Raw genomic sequence first — 13221 nt, forward strand, 5'->3', positions numbered from 1 at the left:
ATAACAGAACCACCACGATGAATACAGAAAACGACTCAATGTTGCGCAGAATGTTTTCTCAACGCCATGATGTAAACCACACTAACGGTAGTGCTTTTGATGTTAACTTCATTCTAATTAGCATTGCCTTGATGGCGATTGGCTTAGTTATTGTGACGTCAGCCTCAATGCCAGTGGCAGCTCGTTTATTTGATAACCCTTTCCATTTTGCCATTCGCCACGGTATCTATTTGTGTTTGGCTGGTGTGGCTGCCTGCATTGTAATGCAAATTCCCATGCAGTGGTGGCGGGTTAGTAACCCTTGGTTGCTGTTATTAGCGGTTATTTTGTTATTGCTGGTGTTGTTTGTTGGGCGCACGGTAAATGGTAGCCGTCGTTGGTTGGTAGTTGGTCCTATTACCATTCAAGTGGCTGAATTAGCCAAGTTATTCTTCTTTTGTTATCTGGCTGGTTACATGGTCCGTAGGTATGAAGAAGTCACTGAAAACATTAAAGGTTTTATTAAACCGCTAATGGTATTTTTTGTGTTGGCGTTTTTAATCCTGATGCAACCAGATTTAGGCACAGTTGTGGTGATGTTTGCCACCACGGTAGGTCTATTGTTTTTAGCCGGTGCAAAATTATGGCAGTTCTTTGCCCTAGTGTTTACAGGTCTTACTTTGATTACCATACTTATTCTGAGCGCTGATTATCGAATGGAACGAATGAGCTCTTTCTTAAAGCCTTGGGAAGATCCTTTCGGTGCCGGTTATCAATTAACCCAGTCTTTAATGGCTTATGGACGCGGTGATTGGTTTGGTCAAGGCTTAGGCAACAGTTTGCAAAAACTCGAATTTCTGCCTGAAGCCCATACGGATTTTATTGTTGCTATTTTAGCCGAAGAGTTCGGTTTCATGGGCGTGACATGCGTACTACTGTTGTTATTTGTGCTGGTATTCAAGGCATTAAAATTAGGTAATTTGGCCTTAACTGCTGAGCGTCCCTTTGATGGCTACCTTGCTTACGCCATTGGCATTTGGTTTAGTTTTCAAACTGCTGTTAATGTCGGTGCTAGTGCAGGCATTTTGCCCACTAAAGGGTTAACCCTTCCGTTAGTGAGTTACGGTGGTTCAAGTCTTATCGTCATGGCCGTTGCTGTCGCCATTTTAATTCGAATTGATTTTGAAATTCGTGTTGATGGTGTTCAAGCCATGAGCAAAGGAACAAAGAAAAGAGCCAATAAAGCAAAGTCTAAAGTCAAAAAACTGCTTGCTGAAGCGGCCCCACAAAGTAATGAGGGGGTAGCAGAATGAATGACATAAACAAAACCATTTTGATTATGGCTGGCGGTACTGGGGGACACGTTTTCCCAGGCATTGCGGTGGCAAAAGAACTGCAACAACGTAATTGGCGAATCCATTGGTTAGGAACAGCCGCGCGTATGGAAGCGGATATTGTGCCTAAAGCAGGGTTTGAGATTAGTTTTATCGACGTTGCTGGCGTACGTGGTAATGGCATCGTGCGTTTACTTAAAGCGCCTTTTCAAATTATTCACTCTGTTTATCAAGCTTTGCAAGTGATCAAACAAACCAAGCCCGACGTAGTTTTGGGAATGGGTGGATTTGCCAGTGGACCAGGCGGCATCGCAGCTTGGTTACGCGGTGTACCTTTGGTTGTTCATGAACAAAATGCGCTACCGGGATTAACCAATAAGGTATTGGCTAAACTCGCAAAACGAGTATTGACTGGCTTTAATCAGGCATTTGGTGAGCAGTCGGAAAAGAAATACAACTGGGTGGGTAACCCAGTTAGAAGTGATTTTGCTAATTTGCCTGAAAAACAAACTAGCGATGATACATGCAACATTCTTATTGTTGGCGGTTCCTTAGGTGCAAGCGCACTTAATACCTATGTTCCACCTGCCTTAGCTGGCATTGATAACGTACAAGTACGTCATCAAACGGGTAAAGGACATCAGCAAGCAGTGGTTGATACTTATCAACAAGTTTGGCCAGACAGCGCTAATTGGCAGGTCAGCGAGTTTATCGATGATATGGCTGAAGCCTATGCTTGGGCCGATGTGGTTATTTGCCGAGCCGGCGCATTAACGGTTGCCGAAGTTGCTATGGTTGGTGTGGCAGCGATTTTTGTTCCTCTTCCCCATGCTGTGGATGACCACCAGACAATGAATGCAAGAGCATTAGTGGATCATCATGCAGCGGTTTTATTACCTCAACCTCAATTAGAAGAAGGTGGTTTGAAAGTTATTATTCAACAACTTGTCAACGACGGAAAAAGTCGAGTGATTATGGGCCAAAAGGCCAAAGCTTTAGCGAAACCTCAAGCAACTAAAACAGTGAGTGATATCTGCGCTACGCTGGGAGGGATTGCATCATGATTAAGCCAGATAAAGCGAATTATCATGTACCAGAAATGCGTCGCATCAAGCAAATTCACTTTATTGGAATTGGCGGCGCTGGTATGGGCGGGATTGCCGAAGTTCTTCTAAATGAAGGTTATGCAATTTCTGGTTCAGACCAACAAACTAACGGCATGACCCAGAGATTAGAGGGCAAAGGCGCGAAAGTGTTTATTGGTCACCGTCAGGAAAACATTAACAATGCCAATGTGGTCGTTGTTTCCAGTGCCATTGATCATACAAATCCAGAAATTATTGCAGCCAAAGAAGCGCGGATCCCAGTGATTCGCCGAGCGGAAATGTTGGCCGAGTTGATGCGTTTCCGCCATGGAATTGCGGTTGCCGGTACCCATGGGAAAACCACAACAACAAGTTTATTGGCGACTATATTTGCCCAAGCTGAACTTGATCCTACTTTTGTCATTGGTGGTTTGCTTAACAGCGCCGGTACCAATGCCAAATTAGGTAGCAGTCGATACCTAATCGCTGAAGCTGATGAAAGTGATGCATCTTTTGTACACCTGCAACCCATGGTGTCCATAGTCACTAATATTGAAGCTGATCATATGGAAACCTATGACGGTGATTTCCAACGAATGCAAGACACCTACTTAGACTTCCTGCATAACTTACCTTTCTATGGTTTAGCAGTGATGTGTGTTGACGACCCCGTTGTGCGAGCACTATTGCCCAGAGTGGGTCGTAAAGTGATGACTTACGGTATTGAAGAGCAAGCCGATGTGCGTGCTGTCGATATTGAAATGGGCTTTAATCAGAGCCGTTTTGTCGCCCAACGAGCAGGCCGTTCCGATTTGCAAGTGACCTTAAATATTGCTGGCAAACATAACATTTTAAATGCTTTATCTGCTATTGCTGTGGCCACCGATGAAGGGGTTGACGATCAAGCAATTGTTGATGCCTTAGGTGCCTTTGAAGGCATTGGCCGTCGTTTCGAGCAACTGGGTTGCTTCGATACTGGTGAAGGCGAAGTCATTTTGGTTGATGATTATGGCCATCACCCTACGGAAGTGGCAGCAACCATTGCTGTTGCACGTAATAACTGGCCAGACAAACGGTTAGTCATGGCTTATCAACCCCATAGATTTACCCGCACTCGAGACTTATACGAAGATTTTGTACGTGTGCTGTCTCAGGTTGACTGTCTTTTACTACTTGAAGTGTACTCTGCCGGTGAAGCCGCCATTGAAGGGGCAGACAGTAAGGCTTTATGCCGCTCAATTAGACAACGTGGTCAAATTGAACCCATTTATGTTGCCAACAAAGATGAGCTTCCAAAATTATTGTCAGAGGCATTAAGAGATCAAGACGTATTAATGACTCAAGGCGCAGGAAACATTGGCCAGATTGCTAAGTATTTGCAATCGGTTGAACTAAACAAAGAAAAAATGAATGTTGGATGTGCCGAATGACTGATGGATTAAACATTGATGTGAAACAGTTTGGTAAAGTGGCCGTCTTATTTGGTGGTCACTCAGCGGAACGCAAAGTGTCTTTGCTGTCTGGCAATGCTGTTCTTAAAGCCTTACAAAGTGCTGGCGTCGATGCCCATAAATTTGATCCTGCAGAACACCCTATTACCGAACTTGTAGACCAAGGTTTTCAGCGGGTTCTCATTATGCTGCATGGTCGCGGTGGCGAAGATGGCAGTATGCAAGGTGCATTACAAGTCCTCAATTTACCCTATACCGGTAGTGGTGTTTTAGGTTCCGCATTGGCCATGGATAAAATTAAAACCAAACAAATTTGGCAAACTTTAGGATTACCTACGGCAAATTATCAAATTGCAGAGAAAAGTAGCTTTGATGCAAGATCCTGCAAGGTTATAATGGAAGAGTTGGGGGACACAGTCATGGTTAAGCCTGCGCAGGAAGGTTCCAGCATAGGTATGACCAAAGTGACGAATGCTGCACAATTAGAAGCGGCCATTCAAGACGCATTTAATTACGATAATACTGTCTTGTTAGAGCGCTTTATCCATGGTTCAGAATACACAGTGACAATTTTAAATGGTAACGCTTTACCATCTATTCGTATGTCTACGCCCCATACTTTTTATGATTACGATGCAAAGTATCTTTCTGATTCGACAGAATATTTTTGTCCTAGCGGTTTGTCTGCTGAGGATGAAACTAGGCTTGGTAAGTTAGCGCTGCAAGCCTTCAATACAGTATCGGGTATTGGCTGGGGACGGATTGATTTTATGCGTGATCAAAGTGGCCAGTTCTATTTATTAGAGGCCAATACTGTTCCTGGCATGACTGAGAAGAGTTTAGTACCTATGGCGGCAAAGCAGGCCGGTATGACTTTTGAACAATTAGTGTTAGCCATATTAAAAACGGCGGATGAGCACTAATGCAACAATTAGCAGTGACAAACCAGCCCAATACCCGCTATCAAATAGTGGGAATGGTGTTTTTGGCCATTGTTCTGCTAAGTCTAGTGTATGCCATTTGGTGGTTAGATGATTGGTTGGAAGATGCTCAGCGAGCTCCCATTCAGCAAGTCATTGTTAGTGGAAAGAGAGTAAATATTGAAGATGCATTGATCGAAAATACCATTCGTTCAAAACATCCAGAAAGTTTTTTTGAAGTTGATGTTGATCGGCTGCATCGGGAGATTGAGGCGTTGCCTTGGGTTCACCGAGCTTCAGTACGAAAACGTTGGCCTAATAGCTTAAACATTCATGTAGTGGAAGAAATTGCCAGTGCAAGATGGAATCAAGATTCGTTGTTGAATCAATACGGCGAAATGTTTGAAGCGCAGTTGCCCGATGAGATATTGCCAGACTTGTTCGGACCAGGTGGCAGTGAGGAAACTGCGTTAAATGGATATCGTGATATGCAAACGTTACTGAATTCAGCCAGTTTGCGTATCGATGAGTTATATCTCAGTGAACGTTTTGCTTGGAATTTACGACTTGAAAATGGCATTCGACTCAACCTCGGACGCTCTGAGTATGTCGATAGATTGCAACGTTTTGTAGACGTTTATCCATTGTTAAAGAAGCAGGATAAACAAGTAGATTACATTGATTTGCGTTACGACACGGGATTGGCCGTGGGGTGGAAAAACGCATCAACAAATGAACAAGAGAGTTAGTTAAAGTGGGTAGCAAATAATATGTCTAAGGTAACAGAAAGAAATCTAATCGTTGGCTTAGACATGGGCACAAGTAAAGTGAAAGCTGTGGTTGGGGAAATTCTCGACGACGGTGATATCAGCATTGTTGGTGTTGGCACTCATTCAGCCAAAGGCATGGATAAAGGCGGCGTTAATGATTTGAACTTGCTTGTGCAGTCTGTGCAAAGAGCCGTTGGTGAAATGGAATTAATGGCAGACTGTCGAGTATCGTCAGTATTTATGTCGATCTCGGGGCGTCACGTGAAGTGTCAAAACGAGAGCGGCATGGTGCCAATTAATAATCAAGAAGTGACGCAAGATGATGTCGATAACGTGGTACATGCAGCCCGCTCGGTACCCATAGCATTGGAACGTCGGTTGTTACATGTGCTTCCTCAGGAATACACAATTGATGTGCAAGAAGGGATAAAAAATCCAATCGGTATGTCAGGGGTGCGAATGGAAGCCAGAGCACACATTATTACTTGCGCTGATGATATGGCTAAAAATTTAGTGAAATGTGTAGAGCGTTGTGAACTCAATGCCGACCAAATGATCTTTTCCGCCCTTGCATCAAGTTATGCGGTATTAACCGATGATGAAAAAGAGTTGGGTGTATGTGTGGTTGATATCGGCGGTGGCACCATAGATATGGTGGTATACACCGATGGTGCGATTCGTCATACCGCTGTTATTCCGGTAGCTGGCAACCAAATTACTAGTGATATCGCTAAGATTTTTAGAACACCAATAAATCATGCGGAAGAAATAAAAATTAACTATGCCTGTGCCCTTCGTGACATGGTCAGCATGGAAGAACAAATACAAGTGCCGAGTGTTGGCGGACGTCCCGCTAGGATGATGTCTCGACATACATTGGCTGAGGTGATTGAGCCTCGTTATCAGGAATTGTTTGAATTGATCCATGAAGAGATCAAATCCAGTGGATTGGAAGAGCAAATTGCTGCAGGAATCGTCTTAACCGGTGGTTCGGCTAAAATGGAAGGAGCCGTAGAATTTGCAGAAGAATTATTTCAAATGCCCGTTCGAGTTGGAGAACCAATAGGCATGAAAGGTTTATCTGAATACGTTGAGGATGCGAGTTTCGCAACCGCAGTAGGACTTTTGCAATATGGTAAAGAATCCATGCAATCGAAATCTGCACAAAAAGCCGGAGCCAGTGATGGCTTATGGCATCGTATTCAAAGTTGGTTTAAGGGGGAATTCTGAGGATGGAGAAATCTCGGGATCTTAAAAAATTGGAGCTGGGTTTTAAGCGCCCATGTTCTATCGCGCAAAAATCGGAGAAAAATAATGTTTGAATTAATGGATAGTCACAGCGAAGAAGCTGTCATAAAGGTCATCGGCGTCGGCGGTGGCGGTGGTAATGCAATCGAGCACATGGTTTCACAAAGTATTGAAGGTGTAGAGTTTATTGCCGTCAATACCGATGCTCAAGTGTTGCGTAGTTCTTCTGCTAACCTGACCTTACAAATTGGCTCGGGTGTTACTAAAGGCCTAGGAGCTGGTGCTAATCCTAATATTGGTCGTCAAGCGGCTGAAGAAGATCGTGAAACCATTCGTCAAGCCCTAGAAGGTGCAGACATGGTTTTCATTACTGCCGGCATGGGTGGTGGAACTGGAACAGGTGCAGCACCTGAAGTGGCTAAAGTAGCAAAAGAGTTAGGTATTCTGACTGTCGCTGTTGTTACTAAACCTTTCCCATTTGAAGGCAAAAAGCGTACTGAATTTGCAGACCAAGGTATTGAAGAGTTGTCCAAATATGTTGACTCATTGATTACCATTCCTAATGAAAAGCTATTGAAGGTCATGGGACGCGGTACGCCGCTGCTTAAAGCTTTCAGTGAAGCCAACGACGTATTACGTGGTGCGGTTCAAGGTATTGCCGAGCTAATTACTCGCCCAGGTTTGATCAACGTTGACTTTGCAGACGTTAAAACAGTGATGTCTGAAATGGGTACAGCGATGATGGGAAGTGGCTCTGCCAGCGGTGAAGATCGTGCAGAAGAAGCTTCTGAAGCAGCGATTGCTTGTCCATTATTGGAAGATATCGATTTATCTGGTGCTCGCGGTATTTTGGTGAATATCACTGCTGGACCTGACTTTGCTATCGATGAGTTTGAAACCGTCGGTAACGCAGTTAAAGCCTTTGCTTCTGAGAATGCAACCGTAGTTGTAGGTACAGTAATCGATATGGATATGAGCGATGAATTGCGTGTAACTGTTGTTGCAACTGGCATCGGTGCAGAGCGCAAACCTGATATTTCATTGGTTAGTAGCCAAGGTTCACGGGTTTCTGCTGAAGCGAAGCAATTCAAACTTCAACCTGATAGCGGTGATCGCATTGGTAATACGGCTACCGATATGAATAAAGCGGTAGCGACCGAAGAGAAGACGGAAGCAAATACTGATTATGAGTATTTGGATATTCCAGCCTTTTTGCGTAAACAGGCTGACTAATTTTTCATCGGAATGTGAATTTTTCGATGAATTTGAGGTCTTAGCAATATAGGTAATAGCGTATTTTTGAGAGCGTAAATACGCGAGGGGTTATACTGTGCTTGATCACTTATTTGATGGTAAGTGTCTAGTTTGAGATTGTGTTAACAATTGAAAATTGACAAAGTGATCGGTTAGATGCAAAAAGCACGGCATAACAAATATGACGGTTTTTTGACATTAGACCAGCTGGTCAGTATAATACGCGCCGGTTTTTAGCTGATAATGTTTTTGGATAGGCAACGTTTAGATGATAAAGCAACGCACAATCAAACATGCTGTGCAAGAAACAGGGATAGGTCTGCACAAAGGTGAAAAGGTCTCCATGACTCTCCGGCCTGCGCCGGCGAATACGGGTATTGTATTTCGCCGCATAGATCTTGAGCCCCATGTGGATATTCCTGCCAAAGCTAACGCTGTTGGTGATACAGTGCTGTGTACCTGTTTGAGCAATGAAGACGGGGTTTCTATCTATACAGTTGAGCATTTGTCTTCGGCATTAGCTGGTTTAGGCATCGATAACATTATTGTTGAAGTTGATAGCAATGAACTTCCGATTATGGACGGCAGCGCGAGTCCGTTCATTTTCTTATTGCAATCTGCTGGCATTGAAGAGCTAAATGCACCTAAAAAATTCATTCGTATTACCAAACATATACGTGTTGAAGACGGTGACAAATGGGCGGAATTCCATCCTTATGATGGCTTTAAAGTCGATTTTAAAATCGACTTTGAACACCCAGTAATTAGTCAAACTCGTCAACACATTGTGTTGGATTTTGATGCATCCTCTTACGTTGATCAGGTTAGTCGAGCAAGAACCTTCGGCTTCATGCGCGACTTCGAATATATGAATGCTAATAACTTGGCGCTAGGCGGTAGCATGGAAAATGCCGTTGCTCTTGATGAATACCGAGTTTTAAACCCTGAAGGTTTGCGTTACCAAGATGAGTTTTTGAAACATAAAATTCTCGATGCGGTAGGTGATTTGTACCTAGGTGCCCACAGTATTGTAGGTGAGCTTAGAGCCTATAAATCGGGTCACGGTCTGAATAATAAATTGCTTAACGCGATGTTAAACGACCAGACTTGTTGGGAATACGTCACTTATGAAAATCAAGATGAAGTCCCCATTCATTTTGCACCAGCAGTGTTAGCAAATTAGCTATCGAACATGAAAATGCCGCATCTGCGGCATTTTTTAGTTTGGCATCTAGCAAAAAGATAAAACACTTCATATAAATACCTTGATAACCTTATGTTCTACAAGGTATTGTTTGGGGTTAGAAAAAACGATACAGATGTTGGCAAAAAATAACTAACTAAAAGCCAATTATGACTGTATGAAAAGCAATCGGTTGGGTTGATTCTAGATACCTAATATAGCTGTCAACATAAGGCTATCAGGTTTAGAATCCAATGCAGCTAAAAAATCACGAGAATACCTTACATGAGTTTAACACTACATTATAAAGGCAAATCAACGGAGTTTTCCTATCAAATAGGTAAACAACGATTGGTTGTCGGCTTTGTTTTGGTATGCGGGCTGGTTATGCTATCAAGTCGGACTGATCATAAAATTGATGAGTCTCATGCTCGTATAGAGTATGCAAAAAGCGGCTTTATCGAGCAACAACGAGACGTAACAGAACTAAAATCTGCAACACAACAACAACTGGCTGGTATCATGCTTAACTTAGCTGATGTGCAAAGCCAGATTCAACGAATCAATGCTCTGGGCGCTAAATTAGTTGAGCAAGCCGGTTTAAATCAAGATGAATTTGGGTTTCAAGATTTGGATAACTTAGGTGGTCCAATGACAGATTCGGTTATTACTATTGAAGGTAGTAACGAGCTCCTAGCGCGAATGGATGCAATGCTTGAGAGCTTAGATAGTAAAACTCAGCAACTCAAAGCCCTTGAATCTATCATGATGAATCACCATATAGACGAACAGACTAGTTTGGAAGGTCGTCCGATTACCACTGGCTGGTTGTCTTCATATTATGGTGTAAGAAAAGACCCTTTTAGCGGCTTACCTACCATGCATAAAGGTTTAGACTTTGCAGGTAAAGAAGGCGACTCGGTTGTGGCTACTGGCGCAGGCTTAGTGACTTGGGCTGGTGAACGTTATGGCTACGGTCATTTAGTTGAAATAGATCATGGCAACGGACTAATTACCCGTTATGGTCACAATCAAGGCATCAGTGTTAAGATTGGGGATGTGGTCACCAAAGGCCAAAAAATAGCCCTTATGGGTAGCACCGGACGTTCAACAGGCGTTCATGTGCATTACGAAGTGATTAAAAATGGTAAGCAGCAAGATCCGTTGCCCTATGTTTATCGAAAGTGATAAGTAATTTAACCACGTAAATTTGAAAATCGGCTCCATTGGGAGCCGATTGTTTTATCTCTCTACTAGATTGGAAGCTTTAAAGCGATGTTTTCGAGTATATTCAGAAAAATTTTCGGTAGTCGTAATGACCGCCTGCTAAAAAAACTTAACAAACGTGTTGTCGAAATTAACGCTCTAGAGCCTGAACTCGAAGCCTTAGACGATGAGCAGCTTAAAGGGAAATCGGTTGAGTTTAAGCAACGTATTGAAGACGGCGCAAGTTTAGATGATATCTTGGTTGAAGCTTTTGCGGTTGTCAGAGAAGCCAGTAAACGTGTTTTCTCCATGCGTCACTTCGATGTGCAAATGGTTGGTGGACAGGTGTTGCATGAAGGTAAAATAGCCGAAATGCGTACCGGTGAAGGTAAAACCCTTACCTCTACTTTACCTGCTTATTTAAATGGTCTATCTGGTAAAGGCGTGCACGTTATTACCGTTAATGACTATCTTGCTAAACGTGATGCTGACTGGAGTCGCCCATTATTTGAATTCTTAGGAATGACAGTAGGCTGTAATGTTCCTGGTATGTCTCACGCTGAGAAAAAAGAAGCTTACGCTGCTGATATTACCTATGGTACTAACAATGAGTTCGGTTTTGATTACTTGCGCGATAACATGGCTTTCAGCCCTAATGATAGGGTACAAAAGAAACTCTACTTTGCAGTTATAGATGAAGTTGATTCCATCCTCATCGATGAAGCAAGAACGCCACTAATTATTTCTGGTCAAGCAGAAGATAGCTCAGAGCTTTACCGTCAAATTAATTTAATTATTCCTGAATTAATCCAACAGGCAGATGAAGATAAAGAAGGTGATGAAGCCGGACGTGAAGGTGAGGGCGATTTCACCATAGATGAAAAAGGTAAACAAATTCATCTTACGGAACGTGGTCAAGTTCATGTGGAAGAAATTTTACAACGCAATGGAATTTTACCTGAAGATGAATCTTTGTTTGCCGCGTCGAACATTTCCTTATTGCATCACGTTAACGCGGCTTTAAGAGCCCATAAATTATTCAGTAAAGATGTCGACTATATTGTTAACGGCGATGAGATCGTTATCGTTGATGAGCACACTGGTCGTACTATGGAAGGACGTCGCTGGTCGGAAGGTTTACACCAAGCTGTTGAAGCCAAAGAAGGTGTGAAAATTCAAAATGAGAACCAAACACTTGCTTCCATAACGTTCCAGAATTACTTCCGTCTTTATGAAAAACTAGCCGGTATGACTGGTACAGCTGATACTGAAGCATTTGAATTTAATCATATTTATGGTTTAGAAACAGTAGTCATACCCACCAATAAACCTATGCTGCGCGATGATAAAGCAGATTTAATCTACTTAACTGCCGAAGAAAAGTATGAAGCTATCGTCGAAGACATAAAAGAATGTGTTAAACGTGGTCAACCTACCTTAGTGGGTACAGTGTCTATTGAAAACTCTGAGCTGCTGTCTCGAGTTCTGAAAAAAGCTAAGATTCCCCATGAAGTATTGAATGCCAAACAGCATTTACGGGAAGCCGATATTGTTGCACAAGCCGGTCGTCCGGGTGCTGTGACTATCGCTACCAACATGGCTGGACGTGGAACAGATATCGTATTAGGCGGTAATTGGCAATCTGAAGTGGCTAAAATTCACGACCCTAAACCTGAGAAAGTCGCAAAAATTAAAGCTCAATGGGAAGAGGATCATAAAACAGTCCTTGAAGCCGGTGGACTACATATTATCGGTACAGAGCGTCACGAATCACGCCGTATAGATAACCAGCTACGTGGTCGTTCTGGTCGTCAAGGTGACCCAGGTTCTTCACGTTTCTACCTATCCTTAGAAGATGCATTGATGCGTATCTTTGCCTCTGAAAAAATGGGTAACATGATGAAACGTTTAGGCATGGAGCACGGTGAAGCCATTGAACATCCATGGGTTTCACGTGCCATCGAAAATGCCCAACGCAAAGTTGAAGGACGTAACTTCGATATGCGTAAACAGCTGCTAGAATACGATGATGTAGCCAATGATCAACGTAAAGTAATTTACGAGCAACGTAATGAATTGTTAGATGAAGGGGATATCAGTGAAACCATTCAAGCTATCCGTGAAGATGTTGTTAGCAGTGTGATTGACGAGTATATCCCACCACAATCTCTTGAAGAAATGTGGGATGTTGCTGGCTTAGAAGAGCGTATTCAAGGGGATTTTTTATTGGAATTGCCAATCCAAAAATGGTTGGATGAAGACGACAAATTATTTGAAGAAAAACTTCGTGAGCGTATCCACACCGGCGTAAATGATGCGTATAAAGAAAAAGAAGACGCAGTAGGTGCAGATGTTATGCGCCAGTTTGAAAAAGCGGTCATGTTGCAAAACCTCGATAGCTCTTGGAAAGAACACTTAGCTGCGATGGATCATTTGCGTCAGGGTATTCATTTACGAGGCTATGCTCAGAAAAATCCTAAACAAGAATATAAGCGTGAATCCTTCCAACTGTTTTCTGAAATGTTAGAAAATCTAAAAGTAGAAGTGATTAATATACTGAGTAAAGTTCGAGTTAAAGCTGAGTCAGATGTTGAAGCGGTTGAAGAGCAGCGCAGACAAGCTGATGAAGTACAAAAGAGTTATGAGCACGATTCAGTAAATGAACCAGAGCAACGCGCAGATGCTGGGCCAACGACGACTGTGCGTGAAGGTGCCAAGGTCGGTCGTAATGATCCTTGTCCTTGTGGCTCAGGTAAAAAATACAAACAGTGCTGTGGTAAATTAAGTTAAG

General features: G+C 42.9%; 10 protein-coding genes. All 10 read left to right on the forward strand.

The window, feature by feature from the left end; all coding sequences use genetic code 11:
• The first annotated feature begins 17 nt into the window (after positions 1 to 17).
• The 10 genes from ftsW to secA all read left to right on the forward strand — a co-directional run bounded on the left by ftsW (position 18) and on the right by secA (position 13220).
• Positions 18 to 1292: a cell division protein FtsW gene (gene ftsW / locus ABJV04_RS00655; protein WP_348489304.1), complete on the forward strand. Its 1275-nt coding sequence runs from the start codon at positions 18 to 20 to the stop codon at positions 1290 to 1292.
• A complete protein-coding gene (gene murG / locus ABJV04_RS00660) occupies positions 1289 to 2377 on the forward strand; it encodes an undecaprenyldiphospho-muramoylpentapeptide beta-N-acetylglucosaminyltransferase (RefSeq protein WP_348489175.1) in 1089 nt (362 codons plus the stop codon). The genes ftsW and murG overlap by 4 nt, the downstream gene beginning before the upstream one ends.
• Positions 2374 to 3828, forward strand: a complete 1455-nt coding sequence (gene murC / locus ABJV04_RS00665) for a UDP-N-acetylmuramate--L-alanine ligase (protein WP_348489176.1) — start codon at positions 2374 to 2376, stop codon at positions 3826 to 3828. Before murG ends, murC begins: the two co-directional genes overlap by 4 nt.
• Positions 3825 to 4772 (forward strand): D-alanine--D-alanine ligase, encoded by a 948-nt coding sequence (locus ABJV04_RS00670; protein ID WP_348489177.1) that lies wholly within the window; start codon positions 3825 to 3827, stop codon positions 4770 to 4772. The genes murC and ABJV04_RS00670 overlap by 4 nt, the downstream gene beginning before the upstream one ends.
• Complete coding sequence (locus ABJV04_RS00675; protein ID WP_348489178.1) at positions 4772 to 5518, forward strand: cell division protein FtsQ/DivIB; 747 nt, start codon at positions 4772 to 4774, stop codon at positions 5516 to 5518. The genes ABJV04_RS00670 and ABJV04_RS00675 overlap by 1 nt, the downstream gene beginning before the upstream one ends.
• Positions 5519 to 5539: 21 nt before the next feature.
• Positions 5540 to 6769: a cell division protein FtsA gene (ftsA, locus tag ABJV04_RS00680; RefSeq protein ID WP_348489179.1), complete on the forward strand. Its 1230-nt coding sequence runs from the start codon at positions 5540 to 5542 to the stop codon at positions 6767 to 6769.
• Between the two features lie 84 nt (positions 6770 to 6853).
• Positions 6854 to 8020, forward strand: a complete 1167-nt coding sequence (gene ftsZ / locus ABJV04_RS00685) for a cell division protein FtsZ (protein ID WP_348489180.1) — start codon at positions 6854 to 6856, stop codon at positions 8018 to 8020.
• A 289-nt stretch (positions 8021 to 8309) separates the two neighbouring features.
• Positions 8310 to 9224 carry a UDP-3-O-acyl-N-acetylglucosamine deacetylase gene (lpxC, locus tag ABJV04_RS00690; protein WP_348489181.1) on the forward strand — a complete coding sequence of 305 codons (915 nt, stop codon included), beginning with the start codon at positions 8310 to 8312 and terminating at the stop codon, positions 9222 to 9224.
• A gap of 285 nt (positions 9225 to 9509) precedes the next feature.
• Positions 9510 to 10412, forward strand: a complete 903-nt coding sequence (locus tag ABJV04_RS00695) for a M23 family metallopeptidase (protein ID WP_348489182.1) — start codon at positions 9510 to 9512, stop codon at positions 10410 to 10412.
• Positions 10413 to 10499: 87 nt separating this feature from the next.
• On the forward strand, positions 10500 to 13220 hold the full coding sequence (gene secA / locus ABJV04_RS00700; RefSeq protein ID WP_348489183.1) for a preprotein translocase subunit SecA: 2721 nt from the start codon (positions 10500 to 10502) through the stop codon (positions 13218 to 13220).
• Position 13221: the final 1 nt, after the last annotated feature.

Origin of the sequence: Aliiglaciecola sp. (genome assembly GCF_039982535.1) — a bacterium.
In the GTDB taxonomy this organism is placed as follows: Bacteria; Pseudomonadota; Gammaproteobacteria; order Enterobacterales; family Alteromonadaceae; genus Aliiglaciecola.

What these genes read in the sequence shown, in the direction of transcription:
- ABJV04_RS00670 (WP_348489177.1), top strand. Translation starts at nt 3,825, where the DNA reads ATGACTGATGGATTAAACATTGATGTGAAACAGTTTGGTAAAGTGGCC.
- murC (WP_348489176.1), top strand. Translation starts at nt 2,374, where the DNA reads ATGATTAAGCCAGATAAAGCGAATTATCATGTACCAGAAATGCGTCGC.
- ABJV04_RS00675 (WP_348489178.1), top strand. Translation starts at nt 4,772, where the DNA reads ATGCAACAATTAGCAGTGACAAACCAGCCCAATACCCGCTATCAAATA.
- ftsA (WP_348489179.1), top strand. Translation starts at nt 5,540, where the DNA reads ATGTCTAAGGTAACAGAAAGAAATCTAATCGTTGGCTTAGACATGGGC.
- secA (WP_348489183.1), top strand. Translation starts at nt 10,500, where the DNA reads ATGTTTTCGAGTATATTCAGAAAAATTTTCGGTAGTCGTAATGACCGC.
- lpxC (WP_348489181.1), top strand. Translation starts at nt 8,310, where the DNA reads ATGATAAAGCAACGCACAATCAAACATGCTGTGCAAGAAACAGGGATA.
- ftsW (WP_348489304.1), top strand. Translation starts at nt 18, where the DNA reads ATGAATACAGAAAACGACTCAATGTTGCGCAGAATGTTTTCTCAACGC.
- ftsZ (WP_348489180.1), top strand. Translation starts at nt 6,854, where the DNA reads ATGTTTGAATTAATGGATAGTCACAGCGAAGAAGCTGTCATAAAGGTC.
- murG (WP_348489175.1), top strand. Translation starts at nt 1,289, where the DNA reads ATGAATGACATAAACAAAACCATTTTGATTATGGCTGGCGGTACTGGG.
- ABJV04_RS00695 (WP_348489182.1), top strand. Translation starts at nt 9,510, where the DNA reads ATGAGTTTAACACTACATTATAAAGGCAAATCAACGGAGTTTTCCTAT.